Genomic DNA, 25769 nt, shown 5'->3' on the forward strand with positions numbered 1-25769 from the left:
CATCCCTCCGTCTCGCGCCTTCGTCCACGATCTGGGGAGAGATCCGTCAGATCGATCGCTGAGGACGACAGGTCTCCTCGGCCGGCGGCGGACGATTCCGTACGCTCTCCTTACAAATTCGTCGTACCCTCGTAGAAGACCCCGGAAGGAAGCGCATGCGCGTACTCGGCCTGCTCTCTGGCACCTCTCATGACGGCATCGACGTCGCCGTCGTCGACTTCGCCGACGCAGACGGCGCGCTGCACGGCACCGTGCTGCACGAGGACAGTGTTCCGTACAGCCCCGACCTCCGTGCCCGACTCGTCGCCGCGCTCCCACCCGCGCCCACCACGCTGGCGGAGGTGTGCGAGCTCGACACCCTGATCGGGCAGGAGTTCGCAGAGGTCGCGGCATCCGCTGCGGCATCCGTCGGCGGAGTCGACGCCGTGTGCACGCACGGCCAGACGGTCTTCCACTGGGTGGATGCCGGCCACGCCCTCGGCACCCTGCAGATCGGCCAGCCCGCCTGGATCGCAGAGCGCGTCGGGGCGCCGGTCGTCTCCGACGTGCGGATCCGCGACATCACCGCGGGCGGGCACGGCGCGCCCCTCGTGTCGTTCCTCGACGAGCTGCTCCTGCGCGGCCGCCCCGGCGTCTCGGCCGCCGTCAACCTCGGCGGCATCGCGAACATCACCATCACGGGGCCCTCGGGTCTCGTCGCCTACGACATCGGCCCCGCGAACGCCCTGGTCGATGCGGTCGTCGTCGCCGAGGGCTTGAACGAGCGCGGCTACGATGCGGATGCCGAGATCGCCCTCGCCGGCACCGTCGACGAGACCCTCCTGGCCGCCCTCCTCGATGATCCGTACTACGCGCTTCCCACCCCGAAGAGCACCGGCAAGGAGCACTTCCACCTCGACTACGTGCGTGCGCACGTCGGCGACAGGGACATCGCGGACGCCGATCTCGTGCGCACCCTCACGGAGCTGACCGTCCGCACCGTGGCGCACGACGTCAGGGCCGCGGGCATCGGCTACCTCGCGGTGTCGGGCGGCGGGTGCCACAACCCGCTGATCATGAGAGGCCTGCGCGACGCGCTGCCCGGAGTGGAGGTCGTCCTCGCGGACGAGCTCGGGGCATCGGCTGACAGCAAGGAGGCGATCCTCTTCGCACTGATCGGCTGGTGCACCATGCACGGGGTCGCCGCGGTGATCCCCGGCGGCACGGGGGCGCGGGAGCCGCGCATCCTCGGAACGATCACGCCGGGCGCAGGCCCGCTGCGGATGCCGGAGCCGGTCGCCCGCGTGGAGAGCCTGACCCTGAGCTGATCGGCCCGCTCCGGATCAGCGTCGTCGGTCGTCGTCGTCCCAGGGGCCTTCCCACCAGCCGGCGCGGCCGTCGTCCGACCCTCCGCGTCGTCGCGACCGCGCGAACTGCACGATGATCACCACGAGCGAGGTCACGAGGATCAGCGTGACCACGAGGAACAGCAGATCGCTCTGATTCACGGTCGCCTCCCTTCTGCGGCATCGGCCACGATCTTCGCGATCCGGGCGCGACGGGTCTCGTCCCGCTTGGCCATCGCGATGTTCGTGAGCCCGAGCTTCTTCACCGACTTCGGGAACGCGTCCCAGTTCTCCCTGGCGGCGGGCACGGCGTCCAGCGCCTGAGTGAGCTCGGGCGGCTCGATCCCGGCCTCCGGGCCGTCGAGCACGCTCCACGAGCCGTTCGCCTTCGCCGCCTCCAGCACGCGGATGCCGGCGGGGGCGAGGAGCCCCTCGGCCTCGAGCTCTGCGATGCGCGCCTTGTTCGTCGCCGCCCAGCCGCTCGACGGCCGTCGCGGAGAGAACCACTGGCCGACGGTCCGATCGTCGAAGGTCCGCACGGGCCCGTCGATCCAGCCGAAGCAGAGCGCCTGGCGCACCGCGTCCTCATAGCCGACGCCGACGTCGTTGTTGCCCCGCACGCTCAGCAGCCAGACGCCCGCCGCGCGCTCGTGGTTCTCCTGGAGCCACGCGCGCCAGACGACGGCATCGGCTGCGGTGACGCGCTCACCTTCGTCGAGGACGCCCATCGCTCACTTCTTCGTCTTGACCGTCGTGATCGTCTCGGTGATGCGCGGGAGCAGGTCGGCCACCGACTGCACGATCTCATCCGGACGGAACGGGTACTTCTCGATCTCGACCTGGTCGCTGATACCCGTGAGCACCAGCACCGTGTGCAGCCCCGCCTCGATGCCGGCGACGACATCGGTGTCCATGCGGTCGCCGATCATGCCGGTGCGCTTGGAGTGCGCCCCGATCTTGTTCAGCGCCGAGCGGAACATCATGGGGTTCGGCTTGCCGACGACGTAGGGCTCCTTGCCGGTCGCCTTGGTGATGAGCGCGGCGATCGCCCCGGTCGCCGGCAGCGGTCCGTCGGCGCTGGGGCCCGTGGCATCCGGATTCGTGACGATGAAGCGCGCACCGTCGTTGATGAGTCGGATCGCCTTGGTGATCGCCTCGAAGGAGTAGTTGCGCGTCTCGCCGACGACGACGAAGTCGGGGTTGGTCTCGGTCATGATGAACCCCGCGTCGTGCAGGGCGGTGAGGATGCCGGCCTCGCCGATCACGAAGGCGGACCCGCCGGGCAGCTGCTGCTTCAGGAAGTCGGCGGTCGCGAGGGCGGACGTCCAGATGCGGTCCTCCGGCACGTTCAGGCCGCTGGTGCGCAGCCGCGCGGAGAGGTCGCGGGCCGTGAAGATCGAGTTGTTGGTCAGCACGAGGTAGGGGATGCCCGAGCTCTCCCATCCGGCGAGCAGTTCGGACGCGCCCGGGATGGCGTCGTTCTCATGGACGAGCACGCCGTCCATGTCGGTGAGCCAGCATTCGATGTCGTCGCGTTGGGCCATGTGCACAGCCTATTGGGCGCGTGTGTCGCGCAGGTGACGAGGTCTGCCGCATCGGGTCGGGGGAGTGCGCGGCGCCCGATGGTCGAAGGCCGCCCTCCGGGGGAGCGGAGGACGGCCTTCGTCGGGGAGGTGCGACGGCGGGCCGGGGTCGGCCGTCGCACCGGCTCAGTCGGCCCTGTTGCGGCGGTGGCGGGCAGCGGCGGCGACCGCTGCTGCTGCGGCGCCGGCGGCGAGGAGTCCTCCGCCGATCAGCAGGGCAGCGGTGGGCGCGGTCCCACCCGTCGTCGCCAGAGCGCCGTCACGGGAGGGCGACGAACCGCCGGCGCCCGTCGCCGGGCCTGCGGGACCCGCGGGATCGACCGGGTCGACCGGATCGACGGGGTCGACGGGGTCGATCGGATCCACCGGGGCGGCGGCGGCGACGGGAAGGCTCTCCACCGCGGCTGCGTCCAGCGCGGTGACGACCCAGGTCTCTCCGGCGGCGGCCGCGACGGTCGGCGGAAGGTCGTAGCCCAGCTCGGCGGACCCTCCGGCCCAGAACGTGTCGACGAGCGTGCCGCCGGTCGCGACGACCTGCGCGGGAGTCCCGGTGCCGCGGTAGATCGCGTACTGGCGTGCCTCCGCGGCGTCCCCGGCCTTCCAGGTGATCCGCCCGTCCTTCAGCGTCACGTCGGTCGGGGCGGCGACGACGCCGTCCGACAGCCAGGGCTTGGCGGGGACGATCGTCGGCCGCGCGAAGGCCTCGGACTTCAGCAGGGCGATCGCATCGTTCTTCGCCTGGTTGCGCGGCTGCTGATCGGCCGGGAGCGCGGCGACGGCGCTCGGCTTCATGTCGTTGTAGCTGAAGAGCACGCTGCCGTCGATCCCGTCGAGGGTCTGGTTGAACCGGATCTGGTTGGGGACCTCTTCGGGGTTCATCCATGCGGGGTCGAAGCCCCCGTTGCTCACGTGCTTGTACAGGGCGTGGCCGGTGTAGATCTGCGTGCGGCTGTCGGCGGTGGTGTTGCTCCACCACTGCGCGAGCTCTCCGTAAGGGGCCGCCGCCTGGTCGAAGCTCCAGTAGATCTGCGGGGTGAGGTAGTCGACGAGCTCGTCTTGCACCCAGCCGCGGGTGTCCGCGAAGATCGACTTGCTGTAGCTCTGGGACGAGCCGGTCGGGGTGTGAGACCCCGCGGGGTCGAGAGCGCTGTGCTCCCAGATCCCGAACGGGCTGACACCGAACTGCACGGCGGTGCCGTCCTGGTCGTTGTGGTCGTCGATCGCATCCCCGACCTCGGTGATCAGCGCCGTGACGTTGTCGCGTCGCCACTGCTCGACGCCGGCGACGGTGTCCGCGTAGCCGGCGGCCAGGCCGTACTGCTCGAACGTCGCCCTGTCCTCCCCGGCGTCGCCGAAGAACACGTTCGCTCCGTTGACGCTGATCCGATACGGATAGAAGTAGTCGTCGAAGTGGATCGCATCGACGTCGTAGTTCGCGACGATCTCCGCCACGGATGCCGTGACGTAGTCCCGGACCTCCGGTCGCCCCGGATTCAGGAAGAGTTTCTCGTCGAACGACAGCACGAGGTCGGGGTGCTGCACGGCGAAGTTGTCATCGGCCAGGACTCCGGCCGCGTTGAGGGCGGCGATGTACTCGGTCGTCGTGAGCGCCTTGACCTGATCCGCCGTCAGCTTCAGCGCCGACAGGATGCTCGCCGCCGTCATCTTGGTGTTCGTCACGCGGTAGGGGTTGAGCCAGGCGTGGTACTCCATGCCGCGGGCGTGGGTCGCCTCGACCATCCGGGCCAGCGGGTCGTAGCCGGGATCCGTGCCCTGAGCGCCCGAGACGAACTCGGACCAGGGGTTGATCTCCGAGGGGTAGTACGCATCGAGGAGCGGGCGCACCTGGAAGATCACGGCGTTCATGTTCCACGCCTCGAAGTCGTCGAGCACCGCGTCGTACTTCGCGTCGAAGTCGGCTGCGCTCGTCGGCTTGCCGAAGTTCAGGTTGCCGATCGTCGCGACCCACGCGCTGGAGAAGCGACGGTTCTCCGGGGCGAGGGCGGCGGGAACCGCGACCTGGGCGCCGGAGCCCGGATACGTGTACACCGGCTTGTCGCCGTAGCCGTATGTGCCGTCGGCGTTCTTGACGTAGGAGTAAAGGAGTTCCGTGTCGGGGGCTGCCGCCGCCATGGCAGCGGGCGCTCCGACCATCAGCAGCGCGGCTGTCGCGGCGACGAGGGGGCGTCTCTTCATCGAGTCCTCTTTCGAGCAGGGTGATAATTGTTTTCAGAGTCTTGCACAAAAGTGGAAACAATTGACACCCCCTGACCTGACGGTACGCGGGGTTCTCGGGCGTGGTCTCAGGACGTGAGCCAGATCACATCGGCCGCGTGGGCGATCTCGGCCTCCGTGCCGTCGACGGAGAAGCCGCCGGCGGTCACCGACACCTCGACCCCCACCGCGACGCCCGCGGCCTCGACCGCGCGCAGGATCTCCGGGTCCTGGTCGCTGACCCGGAGGACGCGACCGACGTGGCCCTCGACGGCATCCGCGAGCAGGACGAACGGTTCGCGGATGACCGCGCCGTCGGCATCCGGGATCGCGTCGCCGTGCGGATCGAACCGCGGGCGTCCGAGCCGCGCATCGATGCCCTCGAGCAGCCGGTCGCTGATCGTGTGCTCGAGCACCTCGGCCTCGTCGTGGACCTCGTCCCAGCCGTAGCCGAACTCCCGCACCAGCCAGGTCTCGATCAGCCGGTGCCTGCGGATGATCGACAGGGCGCGTGCGGTGCCGGCATCGGTCAGCCGCACCGCTCCGTAGGGCACGTGCGAGACGAGGCCCGCCGCCGCGAGCTTCTTGACCATCTCGGTGACGGACGAGGGGGCGATCCCGAGCTTCGCGGCCAGCACCGACGGCGTGATGGGAGCATCCTGCCATTCGGTGTGCGCGTAGACGGTCTTCAGATAGTCGTCAGCTGCCGGGGATGCCACGGTCTCAGCCTACGCGTCGGCGGTCAGTTCGCGACGTCGACGAGGATGCCGAACGCGACCTGTCCGGCGAAGAACACCACGAGGAATCCGAGCAGTGCGGCCGCGAGCGACAGGCGGCCGTCGAAGCCCTCGATGTCGGCGATGCCGATCTTGCGCGCGCGGAACGCCAGCACGAGGGTCGCGATGCCGAGTCCGAGCTGCACCCACGGGCCGCCGACCGGGAGCATCTTCGGGAAGGCGATGAGGAGTCCTCCGGCCAGGCCGGTCGCGATGCCGATCCAGGTGAGCAGGCGGACCTTGGCTTCGGCAGTCATGGCTTCGAGCCTAACCGCCGAGCGCGAGCCGGACTTACGCCCCCGTGAGCACCAGCCAGAGCAGGGCGCCGTTCAGCGCGATCAGGAGCACGGATGCCGCGACCCCCGCGACCGTCGTCCACACGCGGTTGGCCCACGGGCCGAGGGTGCGCCGCTGCGCGGTGAGCGCCACCAGGGGGATGAGCGCGAACGGGATGCCGAACGACAGCACCACCTGGCTCAGCACCAGCGCGAGCGTCGGGTCGACCCCCGCCCACAGGATGGCGAGCGCGGGGATGAGCGTGACGAGCCGTCGGGCGAGCAGCGGCACGCGCACGTGCAGCAGGCCGTGCATGATCTCCGCGCCCGCATAGGCGCCGACCGAGGTAGAGGCGAGACCGGAGGCGAGGAGCCCGACGGCGAAGAACGTCGCGACGACGGGGCCGAGGCTCGCGGCGAGGGCGGCGTGCGCTCCCTCGAGGGAGTCGGTTCCCGCGACGCCCGCGAGGTTGGCCGCGGCGAGGAGGAGGATGCCGAGGTTCACGGAGCCGGCGATCACCATCGCGATCGACACGTCCCAGCGGGTGGCGGTGAGCAGCCGGCGGATGCGGGAGGTCTCGGTCCGGACCGCCTCGGTCTCGGCGTGCGACGCCGCGGAGCCGAATCGGTCGCGGGCGAGGGAGGAGTGCGCGTAGATCGCGTGCGGCATGATCGTCGCGCCGAGGATGGATGCCGCGAGGAGCACCGAACCCGTGCCCTCGAACCGGGGGACCAGTCCGCCCACGACCCCCGTCGGGCCCGGGGGTGCGACGAACACGCCGGCGACGAAGCCGATGGTGATGATCGCCATGAGGCCGATGATCACGAACTCGAAGTGGCGGGGCCCTCGACGGCTCTGCACCGCGAGCAGGACCATCGAGACCGCGCCGGTGATGAGGCCGCCGAGCAGCAGCGGCACGTTGAACAGGAGGTTCAGCGCCACCGCCCCGCCGATGACCTCGGCGAGATCGGTCGCCATCGCCACGAGCTCGGCCTGCAGCCAGTACGCGCGCCGCGCCCACGGTCGACGCAGGCGGGCCCCCAGCATCTCGGGGAGGCTCTGCCCCGTGACGACGCCGAGCTTGGCGGATAAGTACTGGATGAGCCACGCCATCACGTTGCCTGCGATCACGACCCAGACCAGCAGGTACCCGTACTGGGCGCCGGCGGTCATGTTGCTCGCGACGTTGCCGGGGTCGAGGTACGCGACTCCGGCGACGAGCGCCGGCCCGAGGAGCCAGAGGCTGCGCGGAGCGGTGGTCCGTACGGCGGGGGCGTCGTCGATCGCGGAATTTTTAGGCATGCCGAAATCGTAGCGGATTTTTCGGTCTACCTAAATAGTCGGTCGCCGCGGGACGTCGACGGCCTCAGTGCCGGATAACCTGGCGGGATGGACGAGCAGAGTGCCGAGACGCCGACAGGATCGGCGACGCAGCCGGGATACGGCGTCGGGCCCTGGCCGGGTGGTGAATCGGCGTGGCCGGCGGGGGAGCAGTACGACCCCGAGCTGCTGGCCGTCGGCGACACCCGCAACGTCGTCGACCGCTACCGCTACTGGCGCATGGAGGCGATCGTCGCCGACCTCGACACGCACCGGCATCCGTTCCACGTCGCGATCGAGAACTGGCAGCACGACATGAACATCGGCTCGATCGTGCGCAGCGCCAACGCCTTCCTCGCAGACACCGTGCACATCATCGGACGCCGTCGCTGGAACCGGCGCGGAGCCATGGTCACCGACCGGTACCAGCACGTCGTGCATCACGAGGATGTGCAGGCCTTCACCGCCTGGACCGAGGCCGAGGGCCTCCCGATCATCGCCGTCGACAACGTCGACGGCGCCCTGCCCGTCGACCACGCCGAACTTCCCGAGCGGTGCGTGCTGCTCTTCGGGCAGGAGGGGCCGGGGCTCTCCGCCGAGGCGCTCGCCGCAGCGTCCGCGCACATCGAGATCACCCAGTACGGCTCGACGAGATCGATCAACGCGAGCGCCGCGGCCGCCGTGATCATGTACGAGTGGTGCCGGAGGTACGCGGGCTGAGGCGCCTCGCCGGAATCAGTCGCGGTCGATGCCGAAGGTGTTCTTCATGAGCGAGTTGACATCACGGTCGAGGGTGCGGATATCGCCGCGCAGGGAGGCGATGTCGCCCTTCACCTCGGCGCGGAGTTCGTTCATGTCACCGCGGATCTCGGCGCGGAGTTCGTTCATGTCACCGCGGATCTCGCTGCGGAGTCCGCCGATCTCGGTGCGGATGATGCGGACGAACATCGTGGACATGATCGTCAGCATCCCGAACAGTCCGGCGGCGAAGACGCCGATCAGCGTCCAGACCTGAGGTTCGTTCATCGCGAGCACCCTCCCATTCTGTTGCGCTCACGACGAGCGTGCCAGGGATGCGCGGTACACAGATGTGACGGATTCCGGACATCCGCAAGCGTGTGGAGAAGTCGTGCGTCGGCCCCGGCTGTGGGCGAGGAGTCGGGGCCTCAGGCGTCCACCGTGACCCAGCGCCCCGACCGCACCCGCCAGCCCAGCGTGCCGAGGCGGGCGAGGAGGTAGACGCCGAAGAAGGCGACCGAGAGCCAGACGAGCCCGGCGCTGCCGTCGACACCGCTCGCCGAGATGATCCACAGCGCGGGGAGGAAGGGCACGAGGTTGAGGCCGCCCGCGACCGCCAGATACCTGGCGTCGCCGGCGCCCATCAGCACGCCGTCGAGGACGAAGACCACCCCGGCGATCGGCTGTGCGACGGCGAGCACGATGAGGGCGGGCTGGACCAGGGACGCGACCTCCGGGTCGCCGGTGAACAGGATCCCGAGCACACCGGACAGCGCGCCGATCACGGCGCCGACGATCACGCCGAACCAGGCGCCCCACGCGACGGTGCGCGCGAGCACGCGATGCACCCTGCGCTCGTCTCCGGCGCCGAGCTCCTTGCCGATCAGTGCCTGAGCGGCGATCGCGAGCGCATCGAGAGCGAAGGCCGCGGCCGAGAAGATCGTGAAGACGATCTGCCAGCCGGCGAGCTCCGTGGTGCCGATGCCCGTCGCGATGCCCACGGTGGCGAGCAGGGCCACCCGCAGGCTCACCGTGCGCAGGAACAGCCAGCCTCCCGACCTGGCCGTGCCGCGGATGCCGTCGCGCTGCGCCCGCAGGGAGGCGCTGTGCCTCGTCGCGAGGCGCCGCACGACCAGCACGTAGGCGGCGACCATCCCCCACTGCGCGGTCACCGTGCCGACGGCCGATCCTGCGATGCCCCAGTTGAAGCCGTAGATGAAGAGGACGTTCAGCAGGGCGTTGGCGCCGAACCCGAGCCCCGCGATCCACAGCGGCGTCACCGTGTCCTGCATGCCGCGCAGCAGCCCGGTCGCGGCGAACACGATCAGCATCGCCGGCAGACCCCACATCGAGATGCGGAGGTAGTCGTCGGCCTGAGCCGCGACGGCGTCGCTCGCCCCGAACAGGGACACCAGCCAGGGCGACGACACGGCGCCGATCACGGCGAGCACGGCTCCGAGTCCGAGGGCCAGCCACATGCCGTTCACGCCCACCGAGACGGCGTCTCCCGGCGCACCAGCGCCGAACCTCCGGGCGACGGCGGGGGTGGTCGAGTAGGCGAGGAAGACCATGAGCCCGACGATCGTCTGCAGGACGGCTCCCGCGATGCCGAGCCCGGCGAGCGGTGTGGTGCCGAGGTGGCCGACGAGGGCGGCGTCGACGATGAGGAAGGCCGGCTCGGCGATCAGCGCGCCCAGCGCGGGCACCGCGAGCCGCAGGATGTCGCGGTTCAGAGAGGCGGGCCTGGTCACCCTCAGAGCCTAGGCGCTGGCGGGGACACCGCGTCTCCGCGCCCTGACTGCGCGGCCGTCGTACGCTGGAGAGCAGTCGGAGGTGCACATGAGCGATCCACGAGAAGCGGCAGCGAGATATCGAGCGCGTCAGCAGAGCGGCGAGGCGGACGCGGATGCCGAGGCTGACACCGGGACGCCACCCGGAGCCGCCGCGGCGGTCGACCGGGCCGCCTACATCGAGAGCGCGATCCAGGTCGCGATCCGTCGGGGCGACTTCGACGACCTCCCCGGCGCGGGGAAGCCGATCGAGGGCCTCGGCGACCACCACGATCCGGACTGGTGGATCCGCCGGAAGATCGAGACCGAGAACCTCACGGGGCTCGGCCCTCCCGCCATCCTCCTCCGCGCCGAGGACCGCGAGCTGGACGATCAGCTCGACCTCCTCGGCCGCGAGGCCGATGTGCGCGACGTGCTCGCGGACTTCAACCGCCGGGTGCTGGAGGCGAGACGGCAGCTGCAGGGCGGCCCGCCCGTGGTCACGCAGCCGCGGGACATCGATGCGGAGGTCGTCGCGTGGGCGGACCGAAGGGCGGCGCGCCCGATCCCCCAGGCTCCCGCGATGCCGAAGCGCCGCCGCTTCGGCATCCGACGCAGGGGCTGAGCGCTCAGTCCGGGTCCCGTCGAGAGGCGTTCTGACGTCTCCGCCACCAGCCGTCGACCCCGAACCGTCCCGCCGCCGGCAGCACGAGCACGAGCGCCGACAGCAGCACCATCACGGGATACTGGGCGATCAGCTGGTCTGACGCCCAGTAGAGCATCAGCGTCCCGATCGACGCCAGCGCGACGGGTCTCGTCATCAGGCCGACGAGGAGAAGCGCGCCGAGCAGCGTCTCGAGCGCCGGTATCACCACCCCGAAGAGGCCCGCCGCGCTGTCCATCGCGCCGCCGAGGGGCGCGAACCACCAGGGCGTCCTGCTGTTGCCTGCGGTGCTCCTGGCGACGAGCTCGATATCGGCCGCGCCGAACCCCGCGCGGTACTTCAGGATCCCCTCCAGAAGCCAGAGCACCCCGACGGCGACCCTCGCCGCGCCGCCGAGCAGCGACGAGGCGAGGGCGGGGGTTCGCCCGGTGCCGCTCATGACAGCTTCGCGGCGCCGAACACCGCCTTGGCCTTGTCGCAGTGGATCACGACGTAGGTGTAGTCGGCGATGTCGGCGTCCTTCAGGGTGAAGGTCTGCGATGCGGTGTCGAAGGACACCGCGTCGACCATCACCCCTGCCGAGACGGCGGCCTCGTCGGTCCCGTTCGTCAGGTAGACGTGCAGGTCGGGTCCCTCGTCGGAGGAGAAGTCAGACAGGACGAGCATCCCGTCTGACACCGACACCGAGCCCTTCACGGTCTTGTCGTTGAGGCCGGCGAAGTCTCCGGTCCGCTCCATCCCCATGGAGGCGCTCTGCGACGTCGAGGGCTCCGGCTTCGTTCCGCTGTCGGCGCCTGGCGAGCTGCAGGCGCTGAGCGAGAGGGCGAGGGCGAGTGCCGCTGTGGCGGCGAGAGCGGTCGTGCGCATGGGATTCTCCTGTTCGCTGTACGGCGGGTGCCGCGGCTGATTGCACTGCCGAGCACGCTACGGAGCGGGGCCGCGCGAAAGGGGAGTCCTTTCAGGATCGTAAGGAACGGGCTGGCCGTGCTCGCCCCGCGACTAGTGTCGACCGCATGGATGAGGCCGCCCGCGTCGTCGTCGTGGAGGACGACCCGACCGTCAGAGGAGCGGTCGACGCCTACCTGCGCGCCAACGGGTACGCCGTCGCCGCCTACGGCGACGGGATCGCCGCGAGGAGGGCCATCTCGGCCGGCCCTCCCGACCTCGTGATCGTCGATCGGATGCTGCCGGGCATCAGCGGCGACGAGCTCTGCCGTGAGATCCGCTCGATCTCCGACGTTCCGATCATGATGCTGACGGCGCTGGGGCAGGTGGAGGACCGCATCGACGGGCTCGAGGCCGGCGCCGACGACTACCTCGCGAAGCCGTTCTCCCTGCGCGAGCTGCTGCTGCGTGTCGGCGCGCTCGTGCGTCGCGCTCGCGTCGCGGGGTCGGCGGCGGAGATCATCGCCGGGGAATTCCGGGTGGACCCCGTGCGCCGTCGCGTGTGGCTGCGCGGGGTCGAGGTCGTCCTCACGGCGCGCGAGCACGACCTCCTCGTGTTCCTCGTCCGCAACCCGGACCGCGTGATCGGTCGCGACGAGATCCTGCGCGAGGTGTGGGGGTGGACCGTCGGCGACGGCGCCACCGTCACCGTGCACGTGCGGCGCCTCAGGGAGAAGATCGAAACCGATCCGCAGAGTCCGCAGCACCTGCACACCGAGTGGGGCGTCGGCTACTTCTTCTCGCCGCAGGGGAGGGCGGGATGATGGCGCTCGCGGCGGGAGACGTCGCCCTCATCGTGATGACGAGCATCCTGTGCGCGGCCGTCGTGGCCGCCGTCGCGCTCCTGGCGCTCCGACTGCTGCGTCGCCGCACCACGACCGCCCAGTTCCTCGTGGTGGCGTGCGCGGGCACGGCGGCGATGACGGCATCCGTCCTCGCGATCTCGATCGAGATGTACATCTCCGTGCACGACCTGACGGTGCTCGTCGTCGTCCTCGGCGTCTCCCTCGCACTCGCGCTCGCCGTGGGATGGATCGTCGCCCGCGCGGCGCGGTCGTCGCTCGGCAGGTTCGCCGCGTCGCTCGATCGCGTGGGCGGCGGCGACGTGGTGGAGGCGGAGCCGTCGGGGTGGAGCGAGATCGACGATCTCTCCGCCCAGCTCGCGGCCGTCTCGGCGAAGGTGGAGGCTGCGCGCACGGAGCTGGAGCAGCTGGACTCGGCGCGGCGACGGTTCTTCGCATGGATCTCGCACGATCTGCGCACGCCGCTGACGGCCGTCCGCGCGCTCGCGGAGTCTGTCGAGGCGGGGGCCGCCGATGCGCCGGAGCGCTTCGCCGGAGAGGTGAGGGCGCAGGTGGAGACGATGAGCCGCATGGTCGACGATCTCTTCGAGCTGTCGAAGCTGACGGCGGGCGCGGTGCAATTGCGCACCGAGCAGGTGGGACTCCTGGACATCGTGTCGGATGCCGTCGCCGATGTCCGCGCGGCGGCCGAGCGTCGAGGGCTGCGCATCGTCGAGCGGGGGATCGCCGGTCAGGTGCTGTGGGCGGATCCGCACCAGCTGGGGCGGATCATCGGCAATCTGCTCACGAACGCGGTCGCCCACGCCCCCGCAGGGACCGACATCGTCATCACGGGGTCGGAGGGTGCCGGCCGCGGCCTGGTGCTCGGGATCCTCGACCACGGGGCGGGGGTGGCCGTCGAGGATCTGGACCGGATGTTCGACATCGGCTGGCGTGCGGATGCCTCGCGCACGACGTCCGGCGACGGTCTCGTGTCGTCGGGGTCGGGGATCGGGCTCTCGATCGCCCGCGGTCTCGCCCGCGCCCACGGCGGGGACGTCGTCGCCGAGCTGACCGCGGACGGGTTCCGCATGAACGTGCTGCTGCCGTACGGGGCGGCGCAGGAGCGGGACTGAACGGCGCCCGATGTCGGCGTCGCCGCATAGGCTGTTCGCATGACAGACGTCCTCCCCTCTGGCCTGGCCACCGAAGAGTTCAGCTCCGACATCCGTCCGCAGGATGACCTGTACCGCCACGTCAACGGCGCGTGGCTGTCCCGCACCGAGATCCCGGGCGACAAGGCGCGGTGGGGGTCCTTCCACCTCCTCGCCGAGCAGGCCGAGAAAGACGTCAGGGCCATCATCGAAGAGTCGCAGGATGCCGCCGACGGCACCCTCGCACGCAAGATCGGCGACCTGTTCGCGAGCTTCATGGACACCGACCGCATCGCCGCGGCGGGTGTGACCCCGCTTGCCGACACCCTCGCCGAGATCGACGCGATCGACGGCATCCCCGCGTTCCTGCGCGTCGCGGGCGCGTACGACCGCGACGGTCGCGCCCACCTGATCGGACTGTACGTCGACGGCGACCCCGGCGACCCCGAGCGCTACGTCCCCGTGCTGCTGCAGGGTGGTCTGTCGCTGCCCGACGAGAGCTACTACCGCCTCGACACCTTCGAAGACACGCGGGCGAAGTACCGCGAGCACCTCGAGCGCCTGCTCGCTCTCGCCGGCGTCTCCGACGCAGCGTCCGAGGCGGAGCGCTCCATCGCCCTCGAGACCGAGCTCGCGGGGCACCACTGGGACAACGTGCGCAGCCGCGATGCCGTGGAGACCTACAACCTCAAGACCTGGGCCGAGCTGCAGGAGCTCGTTGGCGTCGATCTCGGCGCGTGGCGAGACGCGGTCAGCCCGTCCAACCCGGTCGCGCTCGCCGAGGCGGTCGTCTCGCAGCCCAGCTTCTTCGAGGGACTCGGCACGCTGCTGACCGATGAGCGCCTCGACGACTGGAAGGCGTGGCTGCGTGCGCAGGTCGTGCACGCGGCCGCCCCATACCTGACCGACGACCTCGTGCAGGAGAACTTCTCGTTCTACGGCACCGAGTTGTCCGGCGTCCCGACGATCCGCGAGCGCTGGAAGCGCGGAGTGTCCGTCACCGAGGGCGCGCTGGGCGAGGCCATCGGCAAGGTCTACGTCGAGCGGCACTACCCGCCGACGGCCAAGGCCGCGATGGACGAGCTGGTCGACAACCTGATCGAGGCGTACCGGCAGAGCATCGCCGAGCTCGAGTGGATGACCGCCGAGACCCGCGAGCGCGCCCTCGCCAAGCTCGACGCCTTCACCCCGAAGATCGGACACCCCGAGGTGTGGCGCGACTACTCCTCCCTCGCGATCGACCGCGCAGACCTGTTCGGCAACGTCCGCCGCGCCGCGATCTTCGAGCACGACCGCCACATCGACAAGGTCGGCACGCCGATCGACCGCACCGAGTGGCACATGCCTCCGCAGATGGTGAACGCGTACTACAACCCGTCGATGAACGAGATCGTGTTCCCCGCGGCGATCCTGCAGTACCCCTTCTTCGACGCCTCGCGCGACGCGGCGGCGAACTACGGCGGCATCGGCGCGGTCATCGGCCACGAGATCGGCCACGGGTTCGACGACCAGGGCAGCCGCTACGACGGCGACGGCAAGCTCGAGGACTGGTGGACGGATGCCGACCGCTCGGCGTTCGAGGAGCGCACCAAGGCCCTCATCGCGCAGTACGACGCGCTCGTCCCCGAGGGACTCGACGCCGAGCACCACGTCAACGGGGCGCTCACGATCGGCGAGAACATCGGCGACCTGGGCGGACTCGGCATCGCGCTGAAGGCGTACGAGCTCTCGCTCGGGGGTGCCGAGGCGCCCGTCATCGACGGCTATACCGGCGTGCAGCGACTGCTGCTGTCGTGGGGCCAGGTGTGGCAGCAGAAGAGCCGCGAGGCGGAGACGCTGCGCCTGCTCACGATCGACCCGCACTCGCCGAACGAGTTCCGCTGCAATCAGATCGTGCGCAACATCGACGCGTTCTACGAGGCGTTCGGGGTCACCTCCGACGACGCCCTGTGGCTGCCCGAGGGCGACCGCGTCACCATCTGGTGAACGCCCGCGTGCGCAGCGTCACAGACTTCTGACGCTGCGCACGCCGCGCATGTGACGATCTGATGACCAATCTCCGGAGTTTGTGAGGGTTCCTCACTCGCGGGGGTTACGATATCCGTGCTGCGGGGGAGTGCATCCCGCGGCTTCCCGCCAATCCACCCCCCGTAAGGATCACGCGTGGGCGCTCCCGAGCCTGTCGAAGGGCCGTCGCAGGCGATGCTGCGCCGCTCTCAGCGCACCAGTCGGCGCCTGCCGCGTCGTGCCGCCGCCGGTCGGCGGTCGTTCACCTCGACGCTGCGCGCGCTGGAGGCGCTGGCGGATGCCGGGGCGCAGGTGTCGGTGCACGTCGTCGACCTCGACAGCCACGTGCACGTCCTCTCCGGAGACGACCATGTGACGATGCCCGTGGCCGGGCTGGGCGTGGTGCCCCTGCTGATCGAGGTCGCCGCGGGGTTCGAGGCCGGAACGCTCGACCCGCTCGAGATCGTCGATCGCACCGCGGTGGATCAGGTGTCGACATCGGGGCTGTGGCGTCATCTGCACGCCCCCGCGCTGCCGCTGGAAGACCTCGCCGTGCTCGCCGCCACGGCCGGTGACCCGATCGCCGTGAACGCGCTCCTGCAGAAGGTCGGACACGATCGGGTGCGCGAGCGCATCGAATCGCTGGGGCTGCGCCGCACGGCGCTGCTCGACCGGTTCCGTGATGAGCGGGGCCCCGATGACGCCCCGCATGTCTCCGTCGGCTCGGCACGCGAGCTCGCCGGGCTCTTCTCGGCTCTCGTGAACTCCCAGGTGGTCGATGCGGCTGTCAGCGCTCAGGTGTCGGAGTGGCTCAGCCTCAACCAGGACCTCAGTCTCGTCGCCGCATCGACGGGCCTCGACCCGTTCGCCCATGACCACGACGCGCACGGCCTGCTCTTCATCAACAAGACCGGGCGCGATCGCGGCGTCCGCGCCGAGGCCGGAGTCCTCGCGGGGCCCCGCGCCGGCGTCGCGTACTCGCTCATCGTCTGCTTCGACGATCTCTCGATCGCGCACCGGCTGAGGGCGCACGACGCCTTCCGCGTGCTCGGCGTCGAGCTCATGGAGTACACGCACTGACGTTCGGCCGGCCACGGCATCCGGCGGTTAGCATCGGGAGATGCCCTACACAGACTGGACCCCGCACCGCCGCGACGACGGCGAGCTCCTCGGATGGATCCACCCCGAGGGAGACGACTGGGTCGCCGTCGACGTGCTGGGGCGCACGGCATCCGATCCCGTCGAATGGCTGGACGCCGAAGTCGCGCTGGAGGACCGGGGGATCGCCTGGCTCGCGGACCCGTGGATGCTGGAGGGCGAAGCCGACCGCCCGCTGCGGGTGCGGATCCTCGAGGTGACACCCGACGAGGTGGGCGCTCCGGGGCGGATCGTCGTGAAGATCGACGACTTCGGCGACATGACCCGTCCGGCGACGGCGCAGTTCACGCTGGCGTGGCCGATCCCCGATCGGCTGCGTCCACCGCGCGACGGCGACCCCGACCCGCGCACGATCGGCTGATCACCGACGCACGGCAGGATCCGTTCAGCCGGGAAGCGACGGATGCCGCTCTGCCGCGCGCTGCCGCGGGATGAACAGGGAGAGCACGACGGCCACGGCTCCGGCGGCGATCGCGAGCCAGAAGCAGACGTCGAAGGCCGCGCGGGTCGGCACCGCGACGCCGTCGACCTGCACGCTCATCGCGGCGAGCACTCCGCCCATCACCGCCGAGGCGCTGGACGTGCCGACCGAGCGGAACAGCGCGTTCAGTCCGTTCGAGGCGCCGGTCTCGTTGGCGGGCACGGAGCGCATGATGATCATCGGCATGGCTGCGAACGTGAAGCCGATGCCCACGCCGATGAGGATGTTCGCGACGAAGATGTGCCAGACCTCGCTCGACCACAGCAGCACGAAGAGGTAGGCGAGCATGATCGCGACGGCGCCGACGGTGAAGAGCGGGCGAGGTCCGACGGTGCGTTCGAGCCAGCCGGACAGCGGGGAGATGACCATCATCACGAGACCGGCCGGCATGATCACGAGAGACGCCGCCACCATGTCGAGCCCGAACCCTGAGCCGGAGCCGACCGGCATCTCGAGGAGCTGGGGGAACGTCACGTTCGAGGCGAACAGCGCGAAGCCCATGCCGATCGCGGCGATGTTCGTGAACAGCACCGCCGGGCGGGCGGCGACGCGGAGGTCGAGCAGCGGATCCTTCGTGCGCAGCTGGTACCAGCCCCAGAGGAGCAGAACCAGGATGCCCCCGATGATGCAGGTGAGGGTGAGCGGCGCCGTCCATCCCCACTGCGCGCCGCGGGAGACGAAGAGGAGGATGCCGGTCAAACCGATCGCGAGCCCGACGGCGCCGAGGACGTCGAGCCGACCGGGGAAGCGGAGCACGTCCTGGGGGACCGTGACGAGGACGAGCACGAGGCCGATGGCGCCGAGCGCGGCGGCGAGCCAGAACAGCCAGTGCCAGTCGGCGTTCTCGGCGAGGACCGCGGCGACGGGCATCCCGATCGCGCCGCCCACTCCCATCGTCGCGCTCATCAGAGCCACGGCGGTGCCGAGTCGCTCGGGTGGCAGCGCATCCCGCATGACGGCGATGCCGAGCGGGACGACCCCTGTCACTGCGCCCTGCAGGGCGCGGCCGATGATGACTCCGACGATCGATCCGGACAGGGCGGCGATCGTGGAGCCCGCGATGAGGAGGGCGAGCAGCACGACGATGACCCGACGCTTGCCGTACATGTCGCCCAGGCGGCCGGAGATCGGCGTGGCGACGGCGGCGACCAGCAGCGTGATCGTGACGACCCACGTGGTGTCCTCGCGAGAGGAGTTCAGCAGGTGCGGAAGCTCGGCCTGCAGCGGGACGACGAGCGTGAACATGAACGACGAGCAGAGTCCGGCGAAAGCCAGCACCGCGACGATCGCCCACTTGGGCGGTGTGCGGGAGAGCCGTTTTCGCGCGCGGTCGTCGTTCTCTCCCATCGGCTCAGGCTATCGGCGTTCGACGGGGGCGAGGCGCGTCGTGAGCGAATCCGTCGCGGTCATTCCGGAAGCACGAACGCCCCGGTCTCGCCGGGGTTGACCGCGATCTCCCAGCGGAAGCCGTCGGGGTCGGTGAAGTACCCGGAGTAGCCGCCCCACACCCGCTGCTGCCCGCGGCTCACCGGGGCGCCGAGAAGCGCGGCCTCGGCGAGCACGTCGTCGACCTCAGCGGGCGTGGCGAGGTTGTGCGCGAGGGTGATCGGGGCGACCCCCGCGGCCGGTGCCTCGCCGATCTCGGCGGTGAAGCCCTCGACCGACCACAGCGAGAGGATCACCTTCTCCGCGACCGGGAACATGAGGACGTCGTCTCCGGCGAAGATCGGCTCCCAGCCGAGCCCGTCGACGTAGAACGCCCTGCTGCGGGCGAGATCGGCGACGGCGAGGGTGATGAAACTGACGCGCTGTTGCATGACACGAGTGTCGCACCGGCATCCGACATCCGCCTGTCGTGTGCAGCGACCGGCTCGACGGCGTGCTTGCATGTGGGGATGAGCGCAGACATCGAGCAGCATCCCGCGGACACCCCCTTCCACCGGCGCCTCGTCTACGGCGAGCGGCCGGACGGATCGTGGATGACGCAGGGCCCGGCCGGTGCCTACGAGTCCGTCGTCATGCGCCCGCTCGAGCCGATGCTCGTTCCCGAGAAGCCGCGCAGCGGCGAGCTCGATCCGGAGAACTGCGGGAGCTGCAAGGCAGACGAGCACACGATCTGGCACGACGACCTGTGGCAGGTGCGCGCGGGCTGGGAGCCGGGTGGTCTGCCGTTCATCGGCGCCATCTCTCCGCGCGATCACTGGCTGCTGGAGGACGCCCCCGTCGAGGTGCTCGCCGCGCTCGGGCCTCTCCTGCAGCGCATCTCAGAGGCCGTCAAGAGCATCCCCGGTGTCGCGCGGTGCCACTTCAGCCGCTTCAACGACGGCTCGGCGCATCTCCACCTGTGGGCGTTCGCCCGACCGGCGGGCATGATGCAGGGGCGCGGCGCCGTGCTCTCGTACTGGGACGGCATGCTCCCGGAGATGAGCGTCGAGATGATGGAGGAGTTCCTCGACATCGTCTCGGAGTCCCTTGCGGCGGGCGGCGGCGCCGCGTTCCCACGGGGCGCGGTTCCGCGAACCGCGTGAGAGGGGGCAGACTGGACCCGTGCGCAGCATCCGTGATCTCGACACCGTTGAACTCATCATCGACGCCCAGGGCCTGCTGGACTCCATCAGGGGCCCCGAACGCGTCGTCGACGCGGGCACTCTGCGTGCCCTGCAGCAGTCCGGCAACTACGTCGTCGGCCTCTTCGACGGCGACGGCGACGAGGAGCGCATGGTCGGAGCATCCATCGCCTTCTTCGGCGAGCCCGGTCGGCGCGCGATGCACTCCCACATCACGGCGCTCGTTCCGGAGTACCGCGGTCGTGGGTGGGGGCGCGAGCTCAAGGAGCATCAGCGCCAGTGGGCCTTCTCGCGCGATGTGGGCCGCATCACCTGGACGTTCGATCCGCTGGTCGCGCGCAACGCGCACTTCTTCCTGACCGTCCTCGGCGCCCGCGCGACCGGGTACTCGGTCAACGTGTACGGCATCTTCGGCGGAGGAGACGCGGGCGACGAGAGCGACCGCCTCGACGTCGAGTGGGCGCTCGCCGACATCGCCCGGCCGCCGGCCGCCGAGACGGTCGTCGAGACGCTGGCGATCCCCGCCGACATCGAGGGACTGCGAGAGTCAGACCCCGCCGCGGCGCACGAGTGGCGCCTGCGTCTGCGCACCGAGATGGAGGCTCTGCTCGGCCGTGGCCTGCGCCTTGCGGGCTTCGACGTCGAGCGCGGCTACCTCTTCACCGCATGAGGGGGTCGTGCTTGACGGTGGGCACGACGCTCGATACCGTGCACGCGGGGGAATAACAAAAACGATCGGAGAAATCATGCGAAGCAAAATCGGGGGATTTGTCGCAGCAGTGGCGCTGGCGGCAGGAGCATTCGTCTTGACAGGACCAGTCGGTCCGGCGGCGGCTGCCACCTGCGATGTCACAGGCTCCTACACGGGAACCACGTCAAGCTACGCGCGCACCGGAGGCACGTGTTCACAGGCGAGGGCCTTCATCTCTCGGCTGAACTCGTCGACAGGAGTCGTGTCGACGTACTACGGCTCGTGGCGGGCGAGTGGGTACTCGACGGTGAGCGCCTCGAATGGCTACCCGTACAACGGCGGATTCCAGATCCGGTGACATTCGCACCATCACTTCTGCGTGGACTGACGCTCGCCCTCATCTTCATGGGGGCGGGCGTCAGCCTCGCCGCATGCGCTCCCGCGGACGACGTTGGCAACGATCGAGTAGACCGCGTGGTCAGCGGGTACGACGGCGTCGAACTGTCGGAGTTCGAATCTGGTGTCCTCGAGGACGGGACGGTTACGCAGGCGGAGTACGACGAGGCGTTCGCAGCGTGGAAGACCTGTGTGGAGGGGCGCGGCCTCACCGCCACCGACGAGCGCGACGAGTTCGGCATCTATCGTCAGGCGATCAACCGCCCCAAGGAACAGGCGACCGAAGAGCAGATTCGGGCTGACGGCGAGGTCGCAGGCGACTGCGGGAAGGGCACTCTCCTGATCGTCGACGCGGTCTATCGGGATCAGGTCATGAACCCTGCATCGCGCGACTGGGACCAAGGCGTCGTCGACTGTTTGATCCACGAGAAGGTCGTGGAACCGGATTTCAACACCGAAGACCTTCTGTCGGGCCAACCACCACTGCCCGAAGCCGCATACGCCACGACGTGTCTGGACAATCCCTTCGGCGTCAGGGCCGGGTCGTAGGGCGGGATCGATGAGAGCGAGCAAGTCGTCTTACGCTGTCGTCGCGGCGGCGCTTCTCTGCCTGGGGGCCGCTGCAGGCATGCTCGCGGTCACCCTGCCGAAACCTGCATCGCTGGAGGCACCCGCGGAGACCACGGTGCTACCGGTGTCAGAGCGGTCCTTCTCAGATGAGCGCGCAGTCGGCGTCGCCGTCGAGTACGGCCCGGCTCGTGCTCTGACAAGCGGCCGCACGGGAATCGTCACAGCATCCACCTGTGAAAAGGGCGCGGCGCTCACCTCGGGGTCGGCCCCCTTCTCTGTCGATGGCTCACCGGTGATCGCACTGGCGACGAGCGTTCCGCTCTGGCGTGATCTCGCGATCGGGGCGAAAGGCTCCGATGTCGTGGCGCTCCGCACTGAACTCGCCCGTCTCGGCGCAGGCGTCGAGCCCGGCGACACAGTGAATCGCGCCACCCTTCTGGCCTTCCGTCAGTTGGTCGTGAATGCCGGGGGCACTGCGGCGGGCGTCGAATCGATCTCGCTCGGCGCAGTCACGTGGCTGCCTGCGCCGTCGATCATCGCCACGGAATGCCCTGTCGCCGTGGGCAGTCAGGTGGGTCAGGGCGGCGCTCTCGCGGGCCTTCCGTCGCTCGTGCTGGGTGCACGGGTGTCGCCGCTCCCGGATGATCTGGCGGAGGGGCAGCGTCTCGTCAGAATCGACGACCAGGAGTTCGCGGTCGACGCGGAAGGCGCCTTCGCACCCGTCGACCTGGACCGCCTCGCAGCCACTCCTGCATATGCGGCCGCACGGCAGGTGTCCGACGCGGAGAAGATCAAGGCATCGTTGCTGCTGACCGAACCCGTGCAGGTGTACCCGGTGCCGCCGCGCGCGATCATCGAGGCGGGAGGTTCTTTCTGCGTCATCGACGGAGGATCCCCGACGAAGGTTGATGTGCTGGCGTCTCAACTCGGACAGTCCTTCGTCCGTCCGACCGGCGAAGGTGCCGCATTGTCGGAGATAGCCCTCGATCCGCCCTCGAAGACGACATGCGGTTGACGGCGACGGGTCTCGGTCACCGGTTCGGGGAGCAGCCGTTCCTCTTCCGTGGGCTGGATCTCGATCTTCGGAGCGGCCGGACTTACGCCGTCACCGGACCTTCCGGATCGGGCAAGACCACGTTGCTCAGCATCCTGGCCGGATGGGTCGCCCCGGCTGAGGGAGAAGTCGATCGGGGAGAGGCCGGTACCGTCGGATGGGTCTTCCAGAACCCGCATGGCGTGCATCAGCGCTCCGCGCTCGATCACGTGGTGCTTCCCTTTCTCGCGAGAGGGGCGACCCGGTCGGATGCCGAAGCGCGGGCAGCGGTGCTCCTCGACGATTTCGGGCTCGCGCACCGCGCGGAGACGTCCTTCTCGGCCCTGTCCGGCGGTGAAGCGCAGCGGCTTCTGCTCGCGAGAGGACTCGCGGCTGCGCCCGCTCTGCTTCTCGTGGATGAACCGACGGCACAGCTGGACCCGGCCACCTCGGCGACGGTGAACGACGCGCTGGGGGCGGCAGCGGGACGCGACAGCATCGTCGTCGTCGCAACCCATGATGTCGGCACTCGCGACGCGTGCACTGATCACATCGACATGGCCCGGTTCGCGGTGGCGTCGCCGTCATGACCCGAGTTCGAGGATCGATGCGCATGCGTGAAGCGGTGCGCGAGGCGCTTCGGAACCTGCGCGCGGGAGTCGGGGGGAGTCCCTGGCTCGCTACTGTGCTCGTGGTGATCCTTGCCGCCGCGGTGATTCTGCCGCAGCTTGCGCTCCTCGACGCCGATCGTCGCGCGCGGGACTTCCGTGAGTCGGGGGCGGCGACGCTGGTCATACAGGCGCCGGGGCGGATCGATGGAGCCCAGTGCGATTCGTTCGGCAACCTCCCGAACGTCGTGGCCGCCGGAGCCGTGCGCGAGTTGTCCGATGGTGTGCGGCTCACTCTGCTCCCGAGCACCTCCGCCCGCTTCTACGAGAGCACGCCTGGCTTCGCCGGCGTTCTCGGCGCTGACGTCACGGGAACGGGAGTTCTTCTGTCCACGGAAGTGGTCGATGCCCTCGGCTGGCGATCCGGGCAGGCTGCTCTCATCGCCGGAGGTCGAGTTCCGGTCGCTGGCTCGTTCTCTTACCCCGATGACGGCAGGCGCCCTGGGTTCGGCTTCTCCGTGGTTGCGGAAACGCTCGCCGATCAGGGCCCGTTCGATGAATGCTGGGTCACCGTGTGGCCTCAGACGTCAGACGTGGAGTCCCTAACGGGGCTTGTCGTCATGGCGGCGCCCGGGTCGGACGACGCGGATTCGGGTCCGAAGCTTCTCCGGGTGAACACGTCATTCGGAACGACGTTCGACACGGGACCCGTCGCGTACGTCTGGGAGTACGCTGCGGTCGCCGGTCTCGTGCTCGGTGCGATCGCAGCGGTCACGTTCGTGCGTGGGCGACGCCTTGAGCTCGCCTCCGCGCGCCATGTGGGGGTGCAGCGGGCGGACCAGCTGGCGATGCTCCTGTCGGAGATGATCATCGTGACTCTCATCGCCGCCCTGGTGGTTGCGCCGTTCGCGGTGCACCTCGCCGTCATGGCGGAGCCGACCGCAACAGAGTCCCTTGCTCTGTACGCGCTCCGCGGTCTGTGCGCGACGCTCGCAGGGGTCGTCGCCGGGACGATCCTCGCCTGGTCGGGCATTCGCGAACGACACCTGTTCCGCTACTTCCGGGAGCGCTGAGCGAGCTCCGCGCTGAGCGGAGTCGGAGCGGCTGCTCCCGCCGACATCACCGCGTAGGGCTCAGCTGACGCCCTTCATGAGTCGCAGCACGGGCTTCACCGCGAGCAGCAGTCCGAGTCCGACGACGATCGCGATGCCGCCGAGGATCGAGAAGTAGGGCACCTCGTCGCTCGGGTCGTAGAACTGCACGAGCCATCCCGAGATCGCCGTGCCCAGCGCGATCGACAGGAAGAACAGCGCGACCATCTGCGTGTGAAACGCCGCAGGGGCGAGCTTGGTGGCCACCGAGAGCCCGACGGGCGAGATCAGCAGTTCCGCAACGGTGAACACGAACAGGATGCCGACGATCGCGAGCAGCGGCGTGGAGTTCTCGCCGCCCCCGGCGAACGGGAGGAACAGCAGGAACGCGGCGCCCATCACGATCGCCCCGAGCGCGAACTTCACGGGCGTGGAGGGCTGGCGGCTGCCGAGGCGCGTCCAGATCACGGCGAAGACGCCGGACAGGATGATGATGAACACCGGGTTGATCGACTGCACCCATGACACCGGCATCTCCCAGCCGAAGAGCGAGCGGTCGAGCCTCTTGTCGGAGTACACCGTGAGCACCGTGAACTGCTGCTGGTACAGCGACCAGAAGGCGACGCTCGTGACGAAGAGGGGGAGGAACGCCCAGACGCGCGACCGCTCCGTCCCGTCGATGCGGCGGCTGCCGAGGATCACGGCGAAGTACGCGACCGCGGCGATGATCGTGCCGAAGATCACGATCGTCGCGAGGTTGTCCGGCCGGATCGCGCCCACCAGCACCAGCACGACGACGAGCAGGATGCCGGCGCCGCCGATGATCCACATCAGCGGGTAGCGCGAGGCGGGGAGCGGGTTCGGCACGCGCCTGGCCGCGTCGGGGAGCTTCCGGCGCCCGAAGGAGTACTGCACGAGACCGAGGGTCATGCCGATGGCCGCGAGGCCGAAGCCGAAGTGGAAGCCGAGCGACGACTGCAGGATGCCGGTGAGGATCGGCCCCATGAAGGCGCCCAGGTTGATGCCCAGGTAGAACAGGGAGAACCCGGCATCCCGTCGGGGATCCTCCGCGCTGTACAGGCTGCCGACGACCGAGGTGGCGTTCGCCTTGAGCCCGCCGGAGCCGAGCGCGACGAGGACGAGGCCGACCCCCACACCGAGCACGCCGGGGAGCACGGCGAGGGCGATGTGTCCGGCGACGATGACGATCGCGCTGAGGAACAGCACGCGCTCGGAGCCGAGCAGGCGGTCGGCGACCCAGGCGCCGAGGATCGTCGACAGGTAGACCGATCCCCCGTAGGCGCCGACGATGCCGCCGGCGACCGCCTCGGGGATGCCGAGACCGCCCTGCGTCGCCGAGTAGTACAGGTAGATGAGCAGGATGCCCTGCATGCCGTAGAAGCTGAAGCGCTCCCACATCTCCACGCCGAAGATGTGCACCAGCGCCCAGGGCTGGCCGAAGAAGCGGGTGTCCTCACGGCTGTTCTCGCCGGTCTGCTCTGCGGTGCTCATCCCTCGACGGTACTCCGAGCGCGGAAGCGAGTGCACGCCCGAGGCCGCGAACACGTACGGATGGAGCGACGAACACGCACGGATAGAATGGAGTGCCCGTGTTCACGGG

At 69.6% G+C, this 25769-nt stretch carries 28 protein-coding genes; 14 read left to right on the top strand and 14 right to left on the bottom strand.

The genetic code is table 11. The annotated features are described in order from the left end of the window. Positions 1-155: 155 nt before the first annotated feature. Positions 156-1307, top strand: a complete 1152-nt coding sequence (locus LC438_RS02340; protein ID WP_105674331.1) for an anhydro-N-acetylmuramic acid kinase — start codon at positions 156-158, stop codon at positions 1305-1307. Positions 1308-1322: 15 nt separating this feature from the next. Here LC438_RS02340 and LC438_RS02345 read toward each other — a convergent pair whose 3' ends face one another. The 7 genes from LC438_RS02345 to LC438_RS02380 form a co-directional block, all read right to left on the bottom strand. Then, entirely contained in the window at positions 1323-1487 is a 165-nt protein-coding gene (locus LC438_RS02345) for a hypothetical protein (protein ID WP_181155886.1), read from the bottom strand. Then, on the bottom strand, positions 1484-2053 hold the full coding sequence (locus LC438_RS02350) for a YdeI family protein (protein ID WP_105674328.1): 570 nt from the start codon (positions 2051-2053) through the stop codon (positions 1484-1486). Before LC438_RS02350 ends, LC438_RS02345 begins: the two co-directional genes overlap by 4 nt. Before the next feature lie 3 nt (positions 2054-2056). Then, a complete protein-coding gene (locus tag LC438_RS02355; RefSeq protein ID WP_105674326.1) occupies positions 2057-2869 on the bottom strand; it encodes an HAD-IIA family hydrolase in 813 nt (270 codons plus the stop codon). Positions 2870-3034: 165 nt separating this feature from the next. Next, positions 3035-5104 (bottom strand): glycoside hydrolase family 10 protein, encoded by a 2070-nt coding sequence (locus LC438_RS18410; protein ID WP_263294794.1) that lies wholly within the window; start codon positions 5102-5104, stop codon positions 3035-3037. A 107-nt stretch (positions 5105-5211) separates the two neighbouring features. Beyond that, the gene (locus LC438_RS02370; protein WP_105674322.1) at positions 5212-5841 is read right to left on the bottom strand and encodes a metal-dependent transcriptional regulator; all 630 of its coding nucleotides are present in this window, start codon (positions 5839-5841) and stop codon (positions 5212-5214) included. A gap of 23 nt (positions 5842-5864) precedes the next feature. Further along, positions 5865-6155, bottom strand: coding sequence for a hypothetical protein (locus LC438_RS02375; RefSeq protein WP_223585723.1), 291 nt, complete (start codon positions 6153-6155; stop codon positions 5865-5867). Between the two features lie 34 nt (positions 6156-6189). Then, positions 6190-7476 (bottom strand): Nramp family divalent metal transporter, encoded by a 1287-nt coding sequence (locus LC438_RS02380; RefSeq protein WP_223585724.1) that lies wholly within the window; start codon positions 7474-7476, stop codon positions 6190-6192. An 87-nt stretch (positions 7477-7563) separates the two neighbouring features. On the opposite strand from LC438_RS02380, the gene LC438_RS02385 reads away from it, so the two are divergent. After that, the gene (locus LC438_RS02385; RefSeq protein WP_223585725.1) at positions 7564-8214 is read left to right on the top strand and encodes a TrmH family RNA methyltransferase; all 651 of its coding nucleotides are present in this window, start codon (positions 7564-7566) and stop codon (positions 8212-8214) included. 15 nt (positions 8215-8229) lie between these two features. Here LC438_RS02385 and LC438_RS02390 read toward each other — a convergent pair whose 3' ends face one another. Then, positions 8230-8520 carry a DUF2730 domain-containing protein gene (locus LC438_RS02390; protein WP_223585726.1) on the bottom strand — a complete coding sequence of 97 codons (291 nt, stop codon included), beginning with the start codon at positions 8518-8520 and terminating at the stop codon, positions 8230-8232. Between the two features lie 140 nt (positions 8521-8660). Beyond that, positions 8661-9983 (bottom strand): MATE family efflux transporter, encoded by a 1323-nt coding sequence (locus tag LC438_RS02395; RefSeq protein WP_223585727.1) that lies wholly within the window; start codon positions 9981-9983, stop codon positions 8661-8663. An 88-nt stretch (positions 9984-10071) separates the two neighbouring features. On the opposite strand from LC438_RS02395, the gene LC438_RS02400 reads away from it, so the two are divergent. Then, the gene (locus LC438_RS02400; RefSeq protein ID WP_223585728.1) at positions 10072-10626 is read left to right on the top strand and encodes a DUF1992 domain-containing protein; all 555 of its coding nucleotides are present in this window, start codon (positions 10072-10074) and stop codon (positions 10624-10626) included. Positions 10627-10630: 4 nt separating this feature from the next. Here LC438_RS02400 and LC438_RS02405 read toward each other — a convergent pair whose 3' ends face one another. Then, a complete protein-coding gene (locus tag LC438_RS02405) occupies positions 10631-11104 on the bottom strand; it encodes a TQO small subunit DoxD (RefSeq protein WP_223585729.1) in 474 nt (157 codons plus the stop codon). Next, the gene (locus LC438_RS02410) at positions 11101-11532 is read right to left on the bottom strand and encodes a DM13 domain-containing protein (RefSeq protein WP_223585730.1); all 432 of its coding nucleotides are present in this window, start codon (positions 11530-11532) and stop codon (positions 11101-11103) included. The genes LC438_RS02405 and LC438_RS02410 overlap by 4 nt, the downstream gene beginning before the upstream one ends. 146 nt (positions 11533-11678) lie before the next feature. On the opposite strand from LC438_RS02410, the gene LC438_RS02415 reads away from it, so the two are divergent. From LC438_RS02415 to LC438_RS02435, 5 genes are all read left to right on the top strand, one after another. Then, positions 11679-12374, top strand: coding sequence for a response regulator transcription factor (locus LC438_RS02415; protein WP_223585731.1), 696 nt, complete (start codon positions 11679-11681; stop codon positions 12372-12374). Continuing rightward, positions 12371-13528 (top strand): sensor histidine kinase KdpD, encoded by a 1158-nt coding sequence (locus LC438_RS02420; protein ID WP_223585732.1) that lies wholly within the window; start codon positions 12371-12373, stop codon positions 13526-13528. The genes LC438_RS02415 and LC438_RS02420 overlap by 4 nt, the downstream gene beginning before the upstream one ends. A 39-nt stretch (positions 13529-13567) precedes the next feature. Further along, positions 13568-15532: a M13 family metallopeptidase gene (locus LC438_RS02425; protein ID WP_223585733.1), complete on the top strand. Its 1965-nt coding sequence runs from the start codon at positions 13568-13570 to the stop codon at positions 15530-15532. Between the two features lie 216 nt (positions 15533-15748). Next, a complete protein-coding gene (locus tag LC438_RS02430; protein WP_105674378.1) occupies positions 15749-16633 on the top strand; it encodes a serine hydrolase in 885 nt (294 codons plus the stop codon). 40 nt (positions 16634-16673) lie between these two features. Then, positions 16674-17072 (top strand): hypothetical protein, encoded by a 399-nt coding sequence (locus LC438_RS02435; RefSeq protein WP_223585734.1) that lies wholly within the window; start codon positions 16674-16676, stop codon positions 17070-17072. 24 nt (positions 17073-17096) lie between these two features. Here LC438_RS02435 and LC438_RS02440 read toward each other — a convergent pair whose 3' ends face one another. Together LC438_RS02440 and LC438_RS02445 are read right to left on the bottom strand one after the other, a co-directional pair. Continuing rightward, the gene (locus LC438_RS02440) at positions 17097-18539 is read right to left on the bottom strand and encodes an MFS transporter (protein WP_223585735.1); all 1443 of its coding nucleotides are present in this window, start codon (positions 18537-18539) and stop codon (positions 17097-17099) included. Positions 18540-18598: 59 nt separating this feature from the next. Further along, the gene (locus LC438_RS02445) at positions 18599-19009 is read right to left on the bottom strand and encodes a VOC family protein (RefSeq protein WP_105674296.1); all 411 of its coding nucleotides are present in this window, start codon (positions 19007-19009) and stop codon (positions 18599-18601) included. Between the two features lie 78 nt (positions 19010-19087). On the opposite strand from LC438_RS02445, the gene LC438_RS02450 reads away from it, so the two are divergent. From LC438_RS02450 to LC438_RS02475, 6 genes are all read left to right on the top strand, one after another. Continuing rightward, complete coding sequence (locus LC438_RS02450; RefSeq protein ID WP_223585736.1) at positions 19088-19720, top strand: hypothetical protein; 633 nt, start codon at positions 19088-19090, stop codon at positions 19718-19720. 19 nt (positions 19721-19739) lie between these two features. Beyond that, positions 19740-20429: a GNAT family N-acetyltransferase gene (locus LC438_RS02455; RefSeq protein ID WP_105674292.1), complete on the top strand. Its 690-nt coding sequence runs from the start codon at positions 19740-19742 to the stop codon at positions 20427-20429. Positions 20430-20660: 231 nt separating this feature from the next. Continuing rightward, complete coding sequence (locus tag LC438_RS02460; RefSeq protein WP_146114306.1) at positions 20661-21395, top strand: hypothetical protein; 735 nt, start codon at positions 20661-20663, stop codon at positions 21393-21395. A gap of 79 nt (positions 21396-21474) precedes the next feature. Further along, positions 21475-22431, top strand: coding sequence for a hypothetical protein (locus tag LC438_RS02465; protein ID WP_223585737.1), 957 nt, complete (start codon positions 21475-21477; stop codon positions 22429-22431). Further along, positions 22422-23039 (top strand): ATP-binding cassette domain-containing protein, encoded by a 618-nt coding sequence (locus LC438_RS02470; protein ID WP_223585738.1) that lies wholly within the window; start codon positions 22422-22424, stop codon positions 23037-23039. The genes LC438_RS02465 and LC438_RS02470 overlap by 10 nt, the downstream gene beginning before the upstream one ends. A gap of 23 nt (positions 23040-23062) precedes the next feature. Then, entirely contained in the window at positions 23063-24130 is a 1068-nt protein-coding gene (locus LC438_RS02475; RefSeq protein ID WP_223585739.1) for a hypothetical protein, read from the top strand. Positions 24131-24190: 60 nt separating this feature from the next. On the opposite strand, the gene LC438_RS02480 is transcribed toward LC438_RS02475, so the two are convergent. Further along, positions 24191-25660: a peptide MFS transporter gene (locus tag LC438_RS02480; protein WP_105674282.1), complete on the bottom strand. Its 1470-nt coding sequence runs from the start codon at positions 25658-25660 to the stop codon at positions 24191-24193. Positions 25661-25769 lie beyond the last annotated feature (109 nt).

The sequence above is a fragment of the Microbacterium sp. OVT16B genome, assembly GCF_019969705.1.
Taxonomy (GTDB): Bacteria; Actinomycetota; Actinomycetes; order Actinomycetales; family Microbacteriaceae; genus Microbacterium; species Microbacterium natoriense.

What these genes read in the sequence shown, in the direction of transcription:
- LC438_RS02340 (WP_105674331.1), top strand. Translation starts at nt 156, where the DNA reads ATGCGCGTACTCGGCCTGCTCTCTGGCACCTCTCATGACGGCATCGAC.
- LC438_RS02350 (WP_105674328.1), bottom strand. Translation starts at nt 2,053, where the DNA reads ATGGGCGTCCTCGACGAAGGTGAGCGCGTCACCGCAGCCGATGCCGTC.
- LC438_RS02355 (WP_105674326.1), bottom strand. Translation starts at nt 2,869, where the DNA reads ATGGCCCAACGCGACGACATCGAATGCTGGCTCACCGACATGGACGGC.
- LC438_RS18410 (WP_263294794.1), bottom strand. Translation starts at nt 5,104, where the DNA reads ATGAAGAGACGCCCCCTCGTCGCCGCGACAGCCGCGCTGCTGATGGTC.
- LC438_RS02375 (WP_223585723.1), bottom strand. Translation starts at nt 6,155, where the DNA reads ATGACTGCCGAAGCCAAGGTCCGCCTGCTCACCTGGATCGGCATCGCG.
- LC438_RS02380 (WP_223585724.1), bottom strand. Translation starts at nt 7,476, where the DNA reads ATGCCTAAAAATTCCGCGATCGACGACGCCCCCGCCGTACGGACCACC.
- LC438_RS02385 (WP_223585725.1), top strand. Translation starts at nt 7,564, where the DNA reads ATGGACGAGCAGAGTGCCGAGACGCCGACAGGATCGGCGACGCAGCCG.
- LC438_RS02390 (WP_223585726.1), bottom strand. Translation starts at nt 8,520, where the DNA reads ATGAACGAACCTCAGGTCTGGACGCTGATCGGCGTCTTCGCCGCCGGA.
- LC438_RS02400 (WP_223585728.1), top strand. Translation starts at nt 10,072, where the DNA reads ATGAGCGATCCACGAGAAGCGGCAGCGAGATATCGAGCGCGTCAGCAG.
- LC438_RS02405 (WP_223585729.1), bottom strand. Translation starts at nt 11,104, where the DNA reads ATGAGCGGCACCGGGCGAACCCCCGCCCTCGCCTCGTCGCTGCTCGGC.
- LC438_RS02410 (WP_223585730.1), bottom strand. Translation starts at nt 11,532, where the DNA reads ATGCGCACGACCGCTCTCGCCGCCACAGCGGCACTCGCCCTCGCCCTC.
- LC438_RS02415 (WP_223585731.1), top strand. Translation starts at nt 11,679, where the DNA reads ATGGATGAGGCCGCCCGCGTCGTCGTCGTGGAGGACGACCCGACCGTC.
- LC438_RS02420 (WP_223585732.1), top strand. Translation starts at nt 12,371, where the DNA reads ATGATGGCGCTCGCGGCGGGAGACGTCGCCCTCATCGTGATGACGAGC.
- LC438_RS02425 (WP_223585733.1), top strand. Translation starts at nt 13,568, where the DNA reads ATGACAGACGTCCTCCCCTCTGGCCTGGCCACCGAAGAGTTCAGCTCC.
- LC438_RS02430 (WP_105674378.1), top strand. Translation starts at nt 15,749, where the DNA reads ATGCTGCGCCGCTCTCAGCGCACCAGTCGGCGCCTGCCGCGTCGTGCC.
- LC438_RS02435 (WP_223585734.1), top strand. Translation starts at nt 16,674, where the DNA reads ATGCCCTACACAGACTGGACCCCGCACCGCCGCGACGACGGCGAGCTC.
- LC438_RS02440 (WP_223585735.1), bottom strand. Translation starts at nt 18,539, where the DNA reads ATGGGAGAGAACGACGACCGCGCGCGAAAACGGCTCTCCCGCACACCG.
- LC438_RS02445 (WP_105674296.1), bottom strand. Translation starts at nt 19,009, where the DNA reads ATGCAACAGCGCGTCAGTTTCATCACCCTCGCCGTCGCCGATCTCGCC.
- LC438_RS02450 (WP_223585736.1), top strand. Translation starts at nt 19,088, where the DNA reads ATGAGCGCAGACATCGAGCAGCATCCCGCGGACACCCCCTTCCACCGG.
- LC438_RS02465 (WP_223585737.1), top strand. Translation starts at nt 21,475, where the DNA reads ATGCTCGCGGTCACCCTGCCGAAACCTGCATCGCTGGAGGCACCCGCG.
- LC438_RS02470 (WP_223585738.1), top strand. Translation starts at nt 22,422, where the DNA reads ATGCGGTTGACGGCGACGGGTCTCGGTCACCGGTTCGGGGAGCAGCCG.
- LC438_RS02475 (WP_223585739.1), top strand. Translation starts at nt 23,063, where the DNA reads ATGCGTGAAGCGGTGCGCGAGGCGCTTCGGAACCTGCGCGCGGGAGTC.
- LC438_RS02480 (WP_105674282.1), bottom strand. Translation starts at nt 25,660, where the DNA reads ATGAGCACCGCAGAGCAGACCGGCGAGAACAGCCGTGAGGACACCCGC.